Origin of the sequence: Chromobacterium phragmitis, from assembly GCF_003325475.1 — a bacterium.
Lineage (GTDB): Bacteria > Pseudomonadota > Gammaproteobacteria > Burkholderiales > Chromobacteriaceae > Chromobacterium > Chromobacterium phragmitis.
The window spans coordinates 951,763-968,651 of the sequence record NZ_CP029495.1 but is presented as its reverse complement, the minus strand read 5'-3'; the positions used below and the strand labels follow the sequence as shown (position 1 = coordinate 968,651).

Annotated in this window: 12 protein-coding genes, 3 tRNA genes and 1 rRNA gene; 11 read left to right on the top strand and 5 right to left on the bottom strand. The window is 63.2% G+C overall.

Going from position 1 to position 16,889, the window contains the following annotated elements; all coding sequences use genetic code 11:
• Positions 1–28 precede the first annotated feature (28 nt).
• Both DK842_RS04780 and DK842_RS04775 read left to right on the top strand, forming a co-directional pair.
• Positions 29–2,323 (top strand): PAS domain-containing sensor histidine kinase, encoded by a 2,295-nt coding sequence (locus DK842_RS04780; protein WP_198414630.1) that lies wholly within the window; start codon positions 29–31, stop codon positions 2,321–2,323.
• A 52-nt stretch (positions 2,324–2,375) separates the two neighbouring features.
• Positions 2,376–2,451 (top strand) — tRNA-Ala (locus DK842_RS04775).
• 217 nt (positions 2,452–2,668) lie between these two features.
• Here DK842_RS04775 and DK842_RS04770 read toward each other — a convergent pair.
• A complete protein-coding gene (locus DK842_RS04770; RefSeq protein WP_114060328.1) occupies positions 2,669–3,649 on the bottom strand; it encodes a GlxA family transcriptional regulator in 981 nt (326 codons plus the stop codon).
• 134 nt (positions 3,650–3,783) lie between these two features.
• On the opposite strand from DK842_RS04770, the gene DK842_RS04765 reads away from it, so the two are divergent.
• The 5 genes from DK842_RS04765 to DK842_RS04745 all read left to right on the top strand — a co-directional run bounded on the left by DK842_RS04765 (position 3,784) and on the right by DK842_RS04745 (position 9,243).
• Positions 3,784–4,449, top strand: coding sequence for an HD domain-containing protein (locus DK842_RS04765; protein ID WP_114060327.1), 666 nt, complete (start codon positions 3,784–3,786; stop codon positions 4,447–4,449).
• Between the two features lie 119 nt (positions 4,450–4,568).
• The gene (locus DK842_RS04760) at positions 4,569–6,242 is read left to right on the top strand and encodes a methyl-accepting chemotaxis protein (RefSeq protein ID WP_114060326.1); all 1,674 of its coding nucleotides are present in this window, start codon (positions 4,569–4,571) and stop codon (positions 6,240–6,242) included.
• A 52-nt stretch (positions 6,243–6,294) separates the two neighbouring features.
• On the top strand, positions 6,295–8,040 hold the full coding sequence (locus DK842_RS04755; protein WP_114060325.1) for a methyl-accepting chemotaxis protein: 1,746 nt from the start codon (positions 6,295–6,297) through the stop codon (positions 8,038–8,040).
• Between the two features lie 154 nt (positions 8,041–8,194).
• Positions 8,195–8,830, top strand: coding sequence for a cysteine hydrolase family protein (locus tag DK842_RS04750; RefSeq protein ID WP_114060324.1), 636 nt, complete (start codon positions 8,195–8,197; stop codon positions 8,828–8,830).
• Positions 8,824–9,243, top strand: coding sequence for a cupin domain-containing protein (locus DK842_RS04745; protein ID WP_114060323.1), 420 nt, complete (start codon positions 8,824–8,826; stop codon positions 9,241–9,243). Before DK842_RS04750 ends, DK842_RS04745 begins: the two co-directional genes overlap by 7 nt.
• 125 nt (positions 9,244–9,368) lie before the next feature.
• Here DK842_RS04745 and DK842_RS04740 read toward each other — a convergent pair whose 3' ends face one another.
• Entirely contained in the window at positions 9,369–10,271 is a 903-nt protein-coding gene (locus DK842_RS04740; RefSeq protein WP_114060322.1) for a LysR family transcriptional regulator, read from the bottom strand.
• 243 nt (positions 10,272–10,514) lie between these two features.
• Positions 10,515–10,652, bottom strand: coding sequence for a hypothetical protein (locus DK842_RS23325; RefSeq protein ID WP_168194815.1), 138 nt, complete (start codon positions 10,650–10,652; stop codon positions 10,515–10,517).
• A 187-nt stretch (positions 10,653–10,839) separates the two neighbouring features.
• On the opposite strand from DK842_RS23325, the gene DK842_RS04730 reads away from it, so the two are divergent.
• The gene (locus tag DK842_RS04730; RefSeq protein ID WP_114060320.1) at positions 10,840–11,277 is read left to right on the top strand and encodes a DUF411 domain-containing protein; all 438 of its coding nucleotides are present in this window, start codon (positions 10,840–10,842) and stop codon (positions 11,275–11,277) included.
• A gap of 60 nt (positions 11,278–11,337) precedes the next feature.
• On the opposite strand, the gene DK842_RS04725 is transcribed toward DK842_RS04730, so the two are convergent.
• Positions 11,338–12,417, bottom strand: a complete 1,080-nt coding sequence (locus DK842_RS04725) for a chitosanase (RefSeq protein WP_114060319.1) — start codon at positions 12,415–12,417, stop codon at positions 11,338–11,340.
• A 337-nt stretch (positions 12,418–12,754) separates the two neighbouring features.
• Positions 12,755–14,344: an L-aspartate oxidase gene (nadB, locus tag DK842_RS04720; protein WP_114063610.1), complete on the bottom strand. Its 1,590-nt coding sequence runs from the start codon at positions 14,342–14,344 to the stop codon at positions 12,755–12,757.
• Between the two features lie 464 nt (positions 14,345–14,808).
• Between nadB and DK842_RS04715 the strand changes: the two genes are divergently transcribed.
• The 3 genes from DK842_RS04715 to DK842_RS04705 all read left to right on the top strand — a co-directional run bounded on the left by DK842_RS04715 (position 14,809) and on the right by DK842_RS04705 (position 16,767).
• Positions 14,809–16,346, top strand: a 16S ribosomal RNA gene (locus DK842_RS04715).
• 182 nt (positions 16,347–16,528) lie between these two features.
• Positions 16,529–16,605: transfer RNA gene (locus tag DK842_RS04710), tRNA-Ile, on the top strand.
• Between the two features lie 86 nt (positions 16,606–16,691).
• Positions 16,692–16,767 (top strand) — tRNA-Ala (locus DK842_RS04705).
• Positions 16,768–16,889 lie beyond the last annotated feature (122 nt).

Below are 16,889 nucleotides of genomic sequence, written 5' to 3'. Positions count from 1 at the left end.
CGGCATGCCATCTTCTTCATTATTCGCCATGTTTTCGTCATCGTCCCGTAATCGGCGTTCTCCGCATCAATTGTGGCTGGGCGCCAGCCTGGCGCTGATCGCGCTGCTGCTGGCGCTGTGCAGCCTCAGTTATCTTGTGTATCGCGACTGGCGAGACGAGCAGCAGGACAACCTGATCCAGGAGGTGCTGTGGCTGGAGCAATCGTTGCGCATGCATCTGGAAGGGCACCAGGAGTGGGGCGACGCGCTGGCGCGCGACATCGCCTCCGGCAAGTTGGACAGTCGCCGCTTTGCCCAGCAGGCATCGTTCTACCTGCGTGAAAACCCGGAGATGGTGACGCTGGAGCGGGTGGGGCTGGACCGGATGGTGGAATGGGATACCCACGGCGTGCGCCGCGACCAGCGCCAACTGAACCCAGCCGAGTACGACGCGCTGTGGCGCGCCGGCCGATTGCTGCGTCCCAGCTATGGGGCGCCTTATCTGGGGCCTGCCGGCAAATACCGCTTCGACCTGGCCATTCCCATCGTCCATGACGGCCGGCTGCTGGGCGGGGTGCGTCTGTCTTACCAACTGGACGGCTTGCTCTACCACCAGGTGCCATGGTGGATCGCTTCCAAAAACTACATCAGCATTGTCGATCTGGGCGGCAAGACGCTGGCGCAGAAATTCGACGCCGCCGAACAGCCGGGCACCATCTCGCACCAGACCAGCTTCGATCCGCCCGGCTACGGGCTGTACCTGCGCGCGGTCAGCTACCGCAGCGGCCTGGGCCTGACGCTGCCGGTGTTGACCGTAGTCATCGCGCTGCTGCTGCTGACCTTGCTCTACGCGGTGTGGCGCATCCGCCGGCACATGCGGGAGCGGCTGCTGGCCGAGCAGCGGCTGGCCAAGGAAGTGTCGCTGAGGCAGGCGATTGAGGATTCGATGAACAGCGGCCTGGTGGCCATCGGGCTGGAGGGCGAGATCGTCCGCGTCAATCGCGCCTTCTGCGACATGCTGGGCTTCGCGCCGGAGGAACTGGTGGGCAGCTTCCCGCCGCACCCGTTCTGGCCGGACGACCAGCACGGAACCTTGGCCGGCGCGATGGACGCTGTGCGGGACAACCGCCAGCCGGAGCATGGCTTCGAGCTGACGCTCAAGCGCAAGCGCGGTGACACGCTGGTGGTGCGTCTGTTCGCCACGCCGCTGGTGGAGGAGGACGGCAGCCAGCGCGGTTGGATCGCCTCGCTGTTCGACATCACCGAACGGCAACGCCAACGCATGGCCCTGGACGCCGCCCACCGCCGCTTCCTCACCGTGCTCAACGGTCTGGCCGCAGGCGTCTGCGTGGTGGACGAGGGCAGCGGCTTGCTGCTGTACGCCAACCCGGGCTTCGCCGAGCTGTGGCAAGTGGGCGATGCCGACGCGCCCTGCTGCGTGCTGTTGCCCGGTCTGCGCGCCGGCGAGGGCGGCGACGAATACGGGCAGGAATTCATCGTCACCGGCGACAACTGCCTGCTGATCCGCCGCCGCCGCATCGAGTGGGTCAACGGCGAAGCGGCCTGGCTCGCCATTGTCAGCGACGTCACCGCGGAGCGCCGGCGCGAAGAGCGCGAGCAGGCGCAACAGGAGCGCTTCCAGAATACGGCCAGGCTGATCGCGATGGGCGAGATGGCCTCCACGCTGGCGCATGAGCTGAACCAGCCGCTGACCGCCATTAATACCTACGCCGCCGGCGTCGGCCGCCGCTTGCCGGAGGAACTGATTCTGCCCGCCGGCGTGCGTGAGGCGATACACGCCATCGCCGAACAGGCGCGCCGCGCGGCGCAGATAGTCAGCAGCATCCGCGCCTTCGTCAAGAAGCACGAGCCGCAGCTGGAGCGGGCCGAGCCGGCGAGGGTGGTGCAGCGCGCGCTGGGCCTGGCGGAACCCCTGGCAGCGAAGAACGCGGTCAGCCTGCAACTGGCGGCCGATCGCCGCGCCTGTCTGGTGGACATGGATCCCGTGCTGATCGAGCAGGTGCTGCTGAATCTGATGAAAAACGCGATAGAGGCGCTGGTGGAAGCCGGCACGCCGCGCCCCTGCGTGGAGCTGCACACCTGCGTGGAAAACGGCAGGTGGCGGGTGGAGGTGGTGGACAACGGCCCGGGCCTGTCCTCCGGGATGCAGGACAATCTGTTCACGCCGTTCTACTCCACCAAGCCGGAAGGAATGGGCATCGGCCTCAACATCTGCCGTTCCATTGTCGAGTTTCACCGCGGCGAATTCGGCGCGGTCAGCAGCCCGGAGGGGGGCTGCGTGTTCTGGTTCAGCTTGCCCCTGGCCGGCGCGGGACAGGTGTGAGGCAGGGGGCTGGCCAAGCGAAATGCCGTTGTGTTAGTATCCGCGGATTGATGGGCCGATAGCTCAGCTGGGAGAGCGCTGCGTTCGCAATGCAGAGGTCGGGAGTTCGATCCTCCTTCGGTCCACCAGAATCCAAGAGACGGGAAGCATAATTGGCCGAAACGGCCAGCTTATGCTTCCCGTTTCGCGTTTCTAGCTACTCTGCCGTCCCGAATTCATTTCATTTTTCTCCATCCCCATCCCCGTTCCTTGAAAACGTTTGCTTTTCGCGTTTGAAATGCCGTTCTTGCTCTTCGCTCACTTATGGGTGCAAATCGTCGATTTTGGCCAGCTTATGATACCCATTTAAATAGTGTGGTTCTGGCTGGTCGTCTCCCCGCGTTCGCGGGCTGCTTGTCGGCGATAGGCCTGAGGCGTTTGCCCCAGCTGCCGCAGAAAAGCCCGACGCATCCGTTCCGGGTCATGGAAGCCGGCGGCGCGGGCGATGGCGGCGATTGGCTCTTTGCCGCTGGCCAGCCTGGCGCGGGCGATCTCCACCCGCAGCCGCTCGATGGCGCGAGCCGGCGTTTCTCCGGTTTCCTGCCGGAACAGCCGATTGAACTGCCGCTCTCCGAGACAGGCCGCGGCGGCAAGGTCCCCGACGCGGATATCCCGCGCGATATGGGCCCGCAAGAAGGCGAGCGCCGCGCGCAAGCGGTCGCTTTGCGGGCAGAGATCGTCCATTTCCGAGAATTGCGATTGTCCCGAAGGCCGGCGATGGTAGACCACCATTTCGCGCGACACCTGCCGGGCGGCTTGGCTACCGAGATCGTCTTCGATCAGGGCGATGGCCAGGTCTATGCCGGCGCTGATGCCGGCGGAGGTCCAGATGGGGCCGTCCTGAACGAAGATCTTGTCCCCGTCCACCCTGCAGTCAGGGTACTCGCGCTGCAGCCGTGGCGCGTGGCGCCAGTGGGTGGTGGCCCGGCGGTCGGAGAGCAGGCCGGCCGCTGCCAGCAAGAAGGCGCCGGTGCAGACGCTGCAACTGCGTCGGGCCTGGGCTGACAGGGCTTGGATGGCGGATGCGATGCCTGGGTCGGGCAGATCGGGAATCGGACCGCCGGCCACCAGCAGCGTGTCCAGGCCGGCGCCGGCCTGCGTTTCAAACGCCAAGCTGTCCAGCAGCAGTCCCATCGCGTCTGGAACAAGGCCTCCTTGGACGGAAACGATGCGCAGCCGATACGGCGGAACGGCCGCGCCGCAATTGGCCAGCCGGAAGGCGCAAAGCGGCCCCGCCAGATCCAGCATGTCGAAGCCGGAATGGATGAAGAAGACGATGTCTTTCATATTGTCTGATTTAGTGGGAAATATGGCTTTTCAGACTTGATGATGGCGTCACAATCGGTGGAAGGCAAGAGAGCGGCCTCCGGGAAGGCCGCGACAGGCCGGCCGCCGCCGGCATTCATCATGGAGCGATATCGATGCCATCCCCCATTTTTGGACGCGAGTTGCGCGAATTGTCGAAACAGCTGGATCTGGCCTTGCCGGACAGCGCCTTGGTTGCCGAGGCGCTTGACTGCGCGCGGTCTCTGTCCGCGCCCTGGCTGTTCAACCATGTGGCGCGTTCCTGGCTGTTCGCGGCGCTGCTGGCCAGGCGGCGCGGCCACGCGCCGGATCCGGAACTGCTGGCGGTTTCCTGCCTGCTGCACGATGTCGGCCTGACCAGCCATTTCGACGGGAGGGCACGGTTCGAAGTGCATGGGGCGAACTTCGCCCGAGACTGGGCGGGCCGCCGGGGCGTGGGCGGCGATGGGCTGCGCCAGGTCTGGGACGCGATCGCCCTGCACACGACAGGCTCCATCGCCATGCACAAGGAGGACGTGGTGCGGTATTGCCATCTGGGGATCGGCGTGGACTATGGCGGCTGGGGATGGCGCGAGCTGGCTCCGGAGGGGGATCGGGTGCTGAGCGCCTTACCGCGGCTGGGCATGAAGCGGGCGCTGACAACGTGCTTGTGCGGCATCGCCCAGCGTTTTCCGCAAACGGCCGCCGATAATTTCCTGGGCGATTACGGTCGCCGCTTCGTTGACGGCTTTGCCGCGCCGAGCAGCGTTGACATGATGCTGGACGCGCCTTTTCCTGAATAGCGAGGCGAAGTTTTCGATGGGCTGCATGGCTTGGTCATATCCGTATTAGTACCTATAACGGTAGCTAACTGTCCCCGAGAGGGCGGGTTCCCACATAAGAGTCGCGAGGTGGGCGGGGCATGAAGCTGAATATCAAGACTTTGCTGGCGGCCAGCGCCGGATTGCTGATCCTGCTGCTGTTGCTGGTGTTGTTGTGCACGTTGCGCCTGCAGCAGGCGCAGGGTTGGCAGGCGCGCGCGGAGGCGCAGCGCTATCAAAGTTATTTGCTCGCCAACGAGCTGCGCCAGAGTTCGGATGACCTGACCCGCCTGGTGCGCACCTATGCCGAAACCGGCAATCCCATGTACGAACAGCAGTATTGGTCGGTGCTCGCCATCCGCAATGGCCAGTTGCCGCGTCCCCTGCATTACAACCGCATCTATTGGGACTTCATGGCGGCGGATGGCCGCAAGCCGCAGCCGGATGGCCCCGCGGTGCCGCTGCAGCAATTGATGGGCCAGGCCGGCTTCACCCAGCAGGAATTCGACAAGCTGAAGGAGGCGCAGGCCAATTCCGACCGGCTGGTGAACACCGAGACGGTGGCGATGAACGCGATGAAAGGACGCTTCGCCGACGGCAAGGGCGGTTTCACCCGAACGGGGCCGCCGGATCAGGAAATGGCGCGCCGCATCCTGCATGACCGCCAGTATCACCTGGACAAGGTGGCCATCATGCGGCCGGTGGACGAGTTTTACCAGTTGATGGAACAGCGCACCAACGGCGCGGTGGCCGAGGCCCAGGGCGACGCCAGGCTGTGGCTGGCCGTTGTCATCGCCTTGCTGCTGGCCTGCTGCGCATTGAGCGCGCTGATGTTCTGTTGCATCTACCGCGCGCTGCACAAGATGCTGGGCGACGAACCGCTGCATGTCACCCGGCTGATGAGGGCGGTGGCGGCCGGCAATCTGGCGGCGGGGGAGCGCAAGGCCGGTTATCCGCCCGGCAGCATGGCCGACGCCATCGTCCAGACGATCAGCGCGCTCAATGGTTCCATCGCCAGCAGCCAGAGCAGCGCGGCGAGGCTATCCGCCTTGTCGGCGGAGATCAGCAGCACTTCGCAGAACCTGTCGCTGAACACCAGCGAGCAGGCGGCCAGCCTGTCGGAGGCCGCCAGTTCGCTGGAGCAGATATCGGCCTCGGTCAGCCAGACCAGCGACAACGCGGCGCTGACGGAAAACATGGCTTTGCAGGCAGCCGGCGACACTCAGCACGGCGGCGAGATCGTCCAGCAGACGGCGCAGAGCATGCGTCGCATCGCCGAGTGCATCGCCGCGATTGACGACATCGCCTACCAGACCAATCTGCTGGCGCTCAACGCCGCGATCGAGGCCGCCCGCGCCGGCGATCAGGGCAAGGGATTCTCGGTGGTGGCGCAGGAGGTCAGGAAGCTGGCCGAGCGCAGCCAGCTGGCCGCGCGGGAGATTTCCAGCGTGGCCAGGCAGGGAGTGGAAATGGCGTCCATGGCCGGCCGGCAGCTGGAGGCCAGCGTGGCGTCCAGCCAGCGCACCGCGGACCTGATCCAGGAAATCGCCGGCGCGGCCAGGGAGCAGGCCAGCGCGGTGGGGCAGATCAACGCCACCATCCAGATGCTGAGCTCAGCGACCCAGCAGAACGCCTGCCTGGTGGAGGAGCTGGCGTCCATTTCCGAGAAGAGCAGCGGCTATGCCGAAGAGATGCAAAGGCTGATGCAGCGTTTCGAAACCCGGACCGACGTGCCCGCGCCGGTTCCGACGCCAGCCGGGCAATGGCGCGGCTAGATGGATCCCGCCGCCGGAACAGGCGGCGGGGCGCACTACAAGGAGTTCTTCCATGAGCAATTTCCGCGGCAATCTCGCCATCAATATTCTGCTGGCCTTGATCGTGCTGACCTTTATCGGCGTGGTGTACACCTTCATGTCGATGCGGCAGGCGGTGGATGCGATGAGCGCCGCCGGCGACAACCGCTACCATTCCTATTTGCTGGCGTCCGAGTTGCGGCAGAGCTCGGATGACCTGACCCGTTTGGGGCGCACTTACGTCGTCACCGGCGATCCGTCCTATGAGCAGCAGTACAACCGCGTGCTGGACATCCGCAACGGCAAGGCGCCGCGGCCGCAGGAGTACAACCGCATCTACTGGGACTTCGTCGCCGCCGGGCAGGAAAAGCCGCGGCCGGATGGCGAGGCCGTGCCGCTGCAGACGCTGATGAAGCAGGCAGGCTTCACCGACGAGGAGTTCGCCAAGCTGAAGGAGGCGCAGGCCAATTCCGACGGCCTGGTCAATCTGGAAGTGAAGGCGATGAATGCGGTGAAGGGCAAGTTTGCCGACGCGCAAGGCAATTACACGGTCAGCGGCCCGCCGGACATGGAACTGGCCCGCAAGTTGGTGCACAGCAAGGAATACCATGTGTACAAAGCCAAGATCATGAAGCCGATCGACGACTTTTTCGTGCTGCTGGACCAGCGCACCAATGCCGCGTTGCAACAGTCGCGCGACCGCTTGTCCAGCGCGCAGTGGATGTTCGCGGTGACCATCGTGCTGCTGGTAGGCGAGATACTGGTCTTGATCCTGATGGGGCGGCGCCAGTTGTACGCCCAACTGGGCGGATCGGTCTCTGACATCGAAGGCGTGCTGCAGGAGATCGCCTCCGGCAACTTGACGGTAGACGTGCCCAAGGCGCCGGAGCATAGCGCGCTGGGCCAGATCGGCGTGATGAACCAGCGGCTGCGCCGGCTGATCGGCGAGGTGAACAACAACGCCGGCGAGCTGGTGACCGCGGTGGGCTCGCTGCATCAAACCACCAACCGCATCAGCGAAGACGCTGACCAGGTGAACCAAGCGATCAGTTCCAACGCCGCCACCATCGAACAGATCACGGTCAGCGTCACCCACGTCGCCGACACCACCGCCGACGCCAACGCCATCATTTCCCAAGCCCACGACAGCGCCGAGCGCGGCCGCCACGCGATGCAACAGGTCTCGGCCGAGGTGGGCAAGCTATCCCAGGCCATGTCCACGCTGGGCGATACGCTGCAATCGCTGGGCAAGCATTCCGAAGAGATCAGCTCCATCGTCGGCGTGATCAAGGATATCGCCGACCAAACCAATCTGCTGGCCTTGAACGCGGCGATCGAGGCTGCGCGCGCCGGCGAACAGGGCAGAGGCTTCGCGGTGGTGGCGGACGAGGTGCGCAAGCTGGCCGAGCGCACGGCCCAGGCCACAACCGAAATCACCACCATGACCCAGGGCATGCAGCAACAAACGGCCGGCACCGCCAGCAGCATGCAGCAGGCGCGCAGCACGGTGGATCAGAGCGTGGAGCTGGCGCGCAGCGCCGCCGGCGAGATCGAAAGCATAGGCGGGTTGATGCAGCAGGTGGTGGAGACCTTCACCCAGATCACCCATGCCACTCGCGAGCAGTCCACCGCGGTGGGCAACATCGCGCACACCACCGAACACATCAACGGCATGACCCGATCCACGTCGGAAGTGGCGCAAGGCGCCAGCTCCACGTTGAACGAACTGAATCAGAGCGCCAGCAAGCTCAAGAACGTGGTGGAACGTTTCCGCACTTGAACGGCGGTTCCTCATTCCCGCAGCCGCCTGTTTCCGCAGGCGGCTGTGTTGTTTTGTGCAAAACAAGCACAAATCATGTTCATTTGATGATGTTTTTCGCATCAACTTCTCCCATTAAGCTGCAAGCCATCATCCACGGCTCAAGGAGCGCATCATGTCGGCTTTGACGCTTAGACACATTTGCGGCGCGGCGGCGAGAACTTCGTTGTCGGAAAACACCGCGCTAGTGCTGATCGATTTCCAGAATGAGTATTTCGACGGCGCCTTGCCGCTGCCGGACGCGGAAGCGGCGCTGGAGCGCGCCCAGGCGTTGCGAGTTTTCGCCGCGGCCCGCGGCTGGCCGGTGGTGCATGTCCGCCATCAGGCCCCGGCGGGTTCGCCGCTGTTCGCCGCCGGCCAGCCGTCCAGCGCCATCCATGCCGCCCTGCGGCCCAACCCGGGCGAGCTGGTGGTGGATAAGCGGGAGGTCAGCGCCTTTGTCGGCACGGATCTGGCGGCCAGGCTGAGGGAGATGGGAACGGACACGCTGATGATCGCCGGCCTGATGACGCATGCCTGCGTCGCAGGCGCGGCCAGGGACGCGGTTCCGGCTGGCTTTGAGGTGATCGTCGCCGCAGACGCCTGCGCCACCCGCGATTTGCAACCGCCCGGCGGCGAGCCGGTGCCGCATCGCCAACTGCATTTGGCCGCGCTGGCCGCTATCGCCGATACCTTCGGCGATGTGCTGGAGACCGCCGAGATTGTGAGTTTGCCGCGGGCCGGCGCGACAGGGGAGGGCCTGCCATGCTGAAGACTCTGGCGGCGATCATGGCTGCTTGCTTGAGCGGAGGCGCGCTGGGCGGATCGTCTGGCGGGGCCAGTTGGCCGGCGGATACGCTGCCGTGGCGCGGTCTGCCGGGCGGCGACGGCATCCAGGTGGCGGATGTGGCGGGCAGCTTGACCGCCGGCGGGCCGTACCAGGCTTTCGTCCGTTTTCCGGCCGGACGGAACAATCCGCCGCACGCGCATGGCAGCGACCTGCCCACCGTGGTGCTGGCCGGCGTGTTTTACGCAGAGGCGGGCGGCAAGCGGACGCTGTATCCGGCGGGTTCCTATTATTTGCTGCCGGCGGAGTGGCCGCATGCCAGCGGCTGCCTGCCGGGCGCGGATTGTCTGTTGTTTCAATTTCAGAGGGATCGCTTTGATCTGAAGCCGCTGCGGTGAGGCGCGGCGCGTTCTCGCGCCGCTGACATCCATCCAGGCGCCGAGGCGCGCCGACTCGTACTGCTTGTACTGACTGTGTCGGTGTGCCCTGCCTCAGGGGCGAGGCGGCGTTCTGATATCCGCGCTCAGTCCCAACGCGGCATGGCGTAGTAATCGGCGGCGAAGTCGACGAAGGCGCGCACCTTGGGCGAGAGATGCCGGTTTTGCGGGTAGACCGCGTACAGTTCGCGCGCGGGCAGCCGGTATTCTGGCAGCAGCCGCACCAGCCGGCCCTCGCGCAGATCCTGGTGCACGACGAAGGTGGCGGAGACGGCGATGCCGAGGCCGGCGCGGGCGGCGTCGCACACCACCATGCCGGTATTGGCTTGCAGATTGCCGCTGACGGCGACGCGGCGCCATTGTCCGTCCGGCGCGGCGAACACCAGTTCCGAGGTTTGCAGGGCCAGCGAATAGGTCAGCACATTGTGCACGGCCAGCTCTTCCGGGGCGGCGGGAGCGCCTCGCCGCCTCAGGTAGTCGGGCGAAGCCACCACCGCCATGTCGCTGGCGGACAGGCGCTTGGCCACCAGGCTGGAGTCGGGCAGGCCGCGGGAAATGCGCAGGCCGACATCGAACTCCTCCGCGATCAGATCGACGAAGCGATCATTGCCGACCAGGTCCACCTTGATGTCCGGGAAGCGGGACAGGAAATCCGGCAGCCAGCGGCCCATCTCTAGATTGGCGAACGCCATCGGCGCGTTGACGCGCAACATGCCGGCCGGGCGGGCCTGCAGCGATGCCGCCGCGCGCTCGGCTTCGTCCACCCGGTCCAGGATGTCCAGGCAATGGCGGTGGTAATGGTGGCCTGCCTCGGTCAGCGCCAGCCGGCGCGTGGTGCGATTGAGCAGCTGCGCGCCCAGATGGCGCTCCAGCGCGCTGATTTGCCGGGATACCGCGGTGTGGGACAGATCCATCGCGTCCGCCGCCGCGCTGAAGCTGCCGCAGGCCACCACTTGTCTAAAGGCGCGCATCGCCGCCAGCAGATCCATGTTTTCCTCCTTCTTGTCTACGCCGTCTCGCCTGCAAGCATACCCAGCCTCGGGCCGCGGCGCATGGCCGGCGGTTTGACGCAGGGCAAGCGCGAACCGGGCGGGGATGCCGCCGCGCGCGCAGCCATGGTATCGTGGCCGGATGAGAGTCTGGCGCTTGCTGTTGCTGATCGTGTTGCCGCTGTCCCTGCTGAGCGGGTGGGCGGCGGCCGCGCGCGCGCCGTTGGCGGATGTGTTCGAGGATCAGGCGTGCGCCGTGATGGCGGCGGGCCGGGATTGCTCCGCCATGGGCGCGGAGAAGGCGCCGGCATCGCCGCATGACAAGGCGAAGTCCGGCTGCGGCGAGGCCTCATGCGCCTCGGCCTGTCTGTCGTTGCCCATCGGGTCTCCGTCGCCGGGGCTGCCGGTTTTCGCCGCCGTCGGCGTGCGGGTGTTTGCGTTGCCGCATATGAGGATGGGGCCGTCCTTGCTGCCTCCATTTCGACCTCCTGCGCCTGTCCGGATCTGAGCGTTTGCCGCCGCGCCGTTGCGCGGCTCATTTATCCGGATACATGAAAGGAGGGCAAGCATGCCCGCATTGCGTCATACCCTGTTCGCGGCCGTTTTGGCCATTTCCAGCGCCTCCGCCCTGGCCGCGGTTCCCGTCGCCGTCTACAAGAGCCCAAGCTGCGGTTGCTGCGAAGCCTACATTGCTTATTTGAAGCAGAACGGTTTCGCCGTTTCCGCCGTCAATCGCGACGATATGCAGCAGGTGAAGAGCCAGCTCGGCGTGACGCCGGGGATGGGCAGCTGCCATACCGCCAAGGTGGGCCGCTACGTGGTGGAAGGCCATGTGCCGGCCGCCGCCATCAAGAAACTGCTGGCGGGCAACAGCAAGCTGGTCGGCGTCGCGGTGCCGGGCATGCCGCTGAATTCGCCCGGAATGGGCGAAACCAAGCCGGGAACGCTGCCGGTGTACGCGATGTCGGCGGACCAGAAAACCGGCGTGCTGTTCGGCCACTTCTAAGCCTGGAAACGAAACCGCGCGCCGGGGGGGCCGGCACGCGGTGTTCTGGCGATGGCGCGCTTACTTCATTTCCCAGTCGGTAACCTTCCGCACCGCGGCGTCGGCGTTCTTCAGATCGGTCTCGCCCTGGTTTAGCAGCGTGCTCCATTGCTTGACGCGGTTCTTGCCATTGGGCGGCTGGTTGTAATCGTTGGTGTCGACGATCTTGCTGCGCTGCGCGTAGAAGGTGGTCATGAAGGTTTTCTCGTCGGCGCTGTTGCCGGAGCGGGACAGCAGGCCCTGCAGCGAGCCGGAATCGCCGGTGGCGCCCTGGTTCAGCGCGGTGTCGATGAAGGAGCCTATGGTCAGCGCGCTGGAGAAGCCGCGCTGGCGGGCCTGTTGCACGCTGTACTGGATGTACACCTTGTAGAAGGTGTTCCACATCGCGTCGCGCCAGGCGGCGTTGTTTTGCAGCGCGTTGATCTTGCCGCAGAACGCCTTGGCGCTGTCGCTGATCTTCAGGATCTTGCCCTGCATGCTGCCGTGCACGCCGGCGCGGGCCAGGCCGCCGGCGATGGAGGGATTGCTGGCACCGCTGGAAGCATCGAACTCCTTGAATAGCGTCGGACCGTCCGGGCCCTCGTCATTGGAGCCGCCGGTGGTGGCGCCGAAAATCCCTATCGTATAGCCGCGCTTGTCTTTGATGTCCTCGCAGTAGCCGTAGAACTTGGTCCACTCCAGCGAGTCCTGTTCCGGTTTGTTGACCAGCTTCATGATGTTGTCCCACTGCTCGCCGTCCAGGCCGGTGTTGGCCTTCAGGAACTTCAGCGTGTTGGGCGGGAAGTTGGCGTCGTGGTCGGCGGCTTTGGCCTGGATTACGGGGCGACAGCGCTTGCCGGCCTGCCAGGCCTGCCCCCGTTCCGGGGGGTTGCCCTGAGTCCAGAAGGCTGCTCGGTAATGGATTCCGCCGCGGCTGGCGATGCTGCCGGCGTCGTAAGGCGAGGCGGGGTTCCAGGCGGGGGCGCAGTCTGGCTGGCGGGAGGCCTGTTTTTCTGCGCTGCCCGCTGCGGAGCCTTGGGCGGATGCGAAGCCGGTGGCCAGAATGGCGAATCCGGCCAGGATGGCGGATGGGAAGGAAAGGCGTTTTGCTGCGTATTTCATGAATTTTCTCCCTGTCTAGGTGGTATTGCCTGAAGAGATGCTTGTCGATGAAACAGCTGAAACGTTGCGCGGCTTGAGTCAGCCGCGGTTATTGATCGATTGGCGAATGGGGCGAAGGCGCGTGCCGGCGTCATCTGCGTGAGAGGTCTGACGGGCGCGACGGCGGATGAACGCCGAACCGCCCACGACCAGCGCGCGGGGAGTCATGATATGACGAATAACTCAAATTGAGTTATTAATGTAAAAATAAATGACAATGTGTTGCAATGATGTCTGTACGAGTAGGCCGGTCCATGAAAAAAAGCCGCCGATAGGCGGCTTTTCGGGAAGGGAAGACTCAGCCGCCGCGCGGCGCATCCGGCGTCAGCACGGTTTCCGCGGCTTCCGGCAACAAGTTCGGATAGTCGCGGCTGTAATGCAGGCCGCGGCTTTCCTTGCGCAGCAGCGCGGAGCGGACGATCAGCTCCGCGGTCTGCACCAGGTTGCGCAGTTCGATCAGATCATTGCTGACATGGAAGTGGCTGTAATACTCGTCGATTTCGCCCTTCAGCAGGTCGATGCGGTGCAGCGCGCGCTCCAGCCGCTTGTTGGTGCGGACGATGCCGACGTAGTCCCACATCGCGCGGCGCAGTTCGTCCCAGTTGTGCGAGATCACCACCTCTTCATCCGGATCGGTGACGCGGCTGTCGTCCCAGGCGGGAATCGTCGGCAGTTTGATGCTGTCCGCCGCCAGGATGTCGGCCGCCGCAGCCTTGCCTATCACCAGGCATTCCAGCAGCGAATTGCTGGCCAGCCGGTTGGCGCCGTGCAGGCCGGTGCAGGCCACTTCGCCCACCGCGTACAGGCCGCCCACATCGGTGCGGCCGGCCAGGTCGGTGACGATGCCGCCGCAGGTGAAGTGCACTGCCGGGACTACCGGTATCGGCTGCTGGGTGATGTCGATGCCCAGCTCCAGGCAGTGGGCGTAGATATTGGGGAAGTGTTCCTTGATGAATTGCGCCGGCTTGTAGGAGATGTCCAGGTAGACGCAATCCAGGCCATGCTTCTTCATTTCAAAGTCGATCGCGCGTGCCACCACATCGCGGGGGGCCAGCTCGCCGCGTGGATCGTGTTGCGGCATGAAACGGGTGCCGTCCGGCAGCTTCAGAATGCCGCCTTCTCCGCGCACCGCTTCCGATATCAGGAAGGACTTGGCGTGGGGGTGGTACAGGCAGGTGGGATGGAACTGGATGAACTCCATATTGCCGACGCGGCAGCCGGCGCGCCAACCCATCGCGATGCCGTCGCCGGTGGCGGTGTCCGGATTGGTGGTATAGAGGTAAACCTTCCCCGCGCCGCCCGAGGCCAGAATGGTGTGCTGGGCGGCGATGGTGACGACTTCGTCGCTGTTCTTGTCCAGCGCGTATACGCCGTAGGCGCGTTTGCCGGATTGGCCCAGCTTCTGCGCAGTGATCAGATCGATCGCTATATAGTGTTCCAGCTCGGTGATATTGGGATGGGCCTTGATCTTCTGGCCCAGGGTGCTGGTCACCGCGGCGCCGGTGGCGTCGGCGGCGTGGATGATTCGGCGATGGCTGTGGCCGCCTTCGCGCGTCAGGTGGTAGCCGGTCTGGTGTTCGTCGTCGCGGGTGAAGGGCACGCCCAGCTCGATCAGCCAGTCTATCGCCTCTCTGGAGTGCTCGACGATGAAGCGGGTCGCCTCCTCGTTGCAGAGTCCGGCGCCGGCGATCAGCGTGTCGCGGATATGGTCCTCGACCGAGTCCTCGGTATCCAGCACCGCGGCAATGCCGCCTTGGGCGTAAGTGGAGTTGCCTTCCAGCAAATCCCGCTTGGTGATCAGGCCTACCTTGCGGGTTTCCGCCAAGTGCAGCGCCAATGTCATCCCAGCCAGGCCGCTGCCGATAATCAGCACATCGAATTTGAGCATATATAGAGTGTCCACGGCAGGCACATCGCGTGCCAAACGCATGGGAGCGTAGCAGAATCGCCTGTCGGCGCGTAGCCGCCTCCGTATTTCCAGTAGCCAGCCAGGCCCGACTGTGGCGGTTTTCTCGCTGCAAGGGCTGCAGGCCTGAAATTCTTTACTGCCTCTTTTCTTGCAAATCAATGCCTTGCGCGGGCGGGTCGAAGAAAGTTCGTTTTTTCTCGAAAAAGGTGTTGACGGGTTCGGGGGGCGGGCGTATAGTTCGCCTCCTCAGCTGACGCAGCGAACGAAACAGCGGAAACGAAACGGTTCTCCGGTGTGACGAAAGCAGCGAAGGCACTGCTCTTTAACAGAACGAATAACCGATAGGTGTAAGTGCTTGGCGAAAGCCGACACTTGCACTGCAAGAGACAAGAGATACTTGTTTATTTCTTTGAACTTGCGTGCCAGAAAATTTGCTTGAGATTGAACTGAAGAGTTTGATCCTGGCTCAGATTGAACGCTGGCGGCATGCTTTACACATGCAAGTCGAACGGCAGCACGGGAGCTTGCTCCTGGTGGCGAGTGGCGAACGGGTGAGTAATGCATCGGAATGTACCGTGTAATGGGGGATAGCTCGGCGAAAGCCGGATTAATACCGCATACGCCCTGAGGGGGAAAGCGGGGGATCGAAAGACCTCGCGTTATACGAGCAGCCGATGTCTGATTAGCTAGTTGGTGGGGTAAGAGCCCACCAAGGCGACGATCAGTAGCGGGTCTGAGAGGATGATCCGCCACACTGGGACTGAGACACGGCCCAGACTCCTACGGGAGGCAGCAGTGGGGAATTTTGGACAATGGGCGCAAGCCTGATCCAGCCATGCCGCGTGTCTGAAGAAGGCCTTCGGGTTGTAAAGGACTTTTGTCAGGGAGGAAATCCCGCTGGTTAATACCTGGCGGGGATGACAGTACCTGAAGAATAAGCACCGGCTAACTACGTGCCAGCAGCCGCGGTAATACGTAGGGTGCAAGCGTTAATCGGAATTACTGGGCGTAAAGCGTGCGCAGGCGGTTGTGCAAGTCTGATGTGAAAGCCCCGGGCTCAACCTGGGAACGGCATTGGAGACTGCACGACTAGAGTGCGTCAGAGGGGGGTAGAATTCCACGTGTAGCAGTGAAATGCGTAGAGATGTGGAGGAATACCGATGGCGAAGGCAGCCCCCTGGGATGACACTGACGCTCATGCACGAAAGCGTGGGGAGCAAACAGGATTAGATACCCTGGTAGTCCACGCCCTAAACGATGTCAACTAGCTGTTGGGGGTTTGAATCCTTGGTAGCGTAGCTAACGCGTGAAGTTGACCGCCTGGGGAGTACGGCCGCAAGGTTAAAACTCAAAGGAATTGACGGGGACCCGCACAAGCGGTGGATGATGTGGATTAATTCGATGCAACGCGAAAAACCTTACCTGCTCTTGACATGTACGGAACTTGGTAGAGATATCTTGGTGCCCGAAAGGGAGCCGTAACACAGGTGCTGCATGGCTGTCGTCAGCTCGTGTCGTGAGATGTTGGGTTAAGTCCCGCAACGAGCGCAACCCTTGTCATTAGTTGCCATCATTAAGTTGGGCACTCTAATGAGACTGCCGGTGACAAACCGGAGGAAGGTGGGGATGACGTCAAGTCCTCATGGCCCTTATGAGCAGGGCTTCACACGTCATACAATGGTCGGTACAGAGGGTTGCCAAGCCGCGAGGTGGAGCTAATCTCAGAAAACCGATCGTAGTCCGGATCGCACTCTGCAACTCGAGTGCGTGAAGTCGGAATCGCTAGTAATCGCAGATCAGCATGCTGCGGTGAATACGTTCCCGGGTCTTGTACACACCGCCCGTCACACCATGGGAGTGAGTTTCACCAGAAGTGGGTAGGCTAACCGTAAGGAGGCCGCTTACCACGGTGGGATTCATGACTGGGGTGAAGTCGTAACAAGGTAGCCGTAGGGGAACCTGCGGCTGGATCACCTCCTTTCTAGAGAATGGCGATTGCCAAGTACTTACAGCCTATCGGTTATTCAAGTTAAGGGCATTTTCGATGAAAATCGGCGCAGCTCTGCGTTGAAAGCTTCCTCGTGTACTCGATGTACACGTCGTCAGCTTTCGCCTGGATCTGCTGGATTTTGATCGAAAAGGATGTGGTATCAAACGACTACTGGGTTTGTAGCTCAGCTGGTTAGAGCACTGTGTTGATAACGCAGGGGTCGTAGGTTCGAGTCCTACCAGACCCACCAGTATTTTTTGGGTCAGGCAAGGCGCGAAGGAGCGGCATGTGCTTATGCACATGAGCGACTGAGCAACGCAGCATCACCCAAAAAGAGGGGGATTAGCTCAGTTGGGAGAGCACCTGCTTTGCAAGCAGGGGGTCGTCGGTTCGATCCCGTCATCCTCCACCATCGCAAACAAAATCGAATTCGGAAGAGTTGGATTCTGTTTGCGTTGTATAAACGCCCGATCTTTAACAAACTGAAGAAGCCGAATATATAAAGACGGCGAGACAAACGACATGGAGTTAATT

Bases quoted from the DNA above. Each gene is read 5' to 3' on its own strand.
- DK842_RS04725 (WP_114060319.1), bottom strand. From the start codon at position 12,417: ATGAAATACGCAGCAAAACGCCTTTCCTTCCCATCCGCCATCCTGGCC.
- DK842_RS04760 (WP_114060326.1), top strand. From the start codon at position 4,569: ATGAAGCTGAATATCAAGACTTTGCTGGCGGCCAGCGCCGGATTGCTG.
- DK842_RS23325 (WP_168194815.1), bottom strand. From the start codon at position 10,652: ATGGGCAACGACAGACAGGCCGAGGCGCATGAGGCCTCGCCGCAGCCG.
- nadB (WP_114063610.1), bottom strand. From the start codon at position 14,344: ATGCTCAAATTCGATGTGCTGATTATCGGCAGCGGCCTGGCTGGGATG.
- DK842_RS04765 (WP_114060327.1), top strand. From the start codon at position 3,784: ATGCCATCCCCCATTTTTGGACGCGAGTTGCGCGAATTGTCGAAACAG.
- DK842_RS04770 (WP_114060328.1), bottom strand. From the start codon at position 3,649: ATGAAAGACATCGTCTTCTTCATCCATTCCGGCTTCGACATGCTGGAT.
- DK842_RS04750 (WP_114060324.1), top strand. From the start codon at position 8,195: ATGTCGGCTTTGACGCTTAGACACATTTGCGGCGCGGCGGCGAGAACT.
- DK842_RS04780 (WP_198414630.1), top strand. From the start codon at position 29: ATGTTTTCGTCATCGTCCCGTAATCGGCGTTCTCCGCATCAATTGTGG.
- DK842_RS04755 (WP_114060325.1), top strand. From the start codon at position 6,295: ATGAGCAATTTCCGCGGCAATCTCGCCATCAATATTCTGCTGGCCTTG.
- DK842_RS04730 (WP_114060320.1), top strand. From the start codon at position 10,840: ATGCCCGCATTGCGTCATACCCTGTTCGCGGCCGTTTTGGCCATTTCC.
- DK842_RS04740 (WP_114060322.1), bottom strand. From the start codon at position 10,271: ATGGATCTGCTGGCGGCGATGCGCGCCTTTAGACAAGTGGTGGCCTGC.
- DK842_RS04745 (WP_114060323.1), top strand. From the start codon at position 8,824: ATGCTGAAGACTCTGGCGGCGATCATGGCTGCTTGCTTGAGCGGAGGC.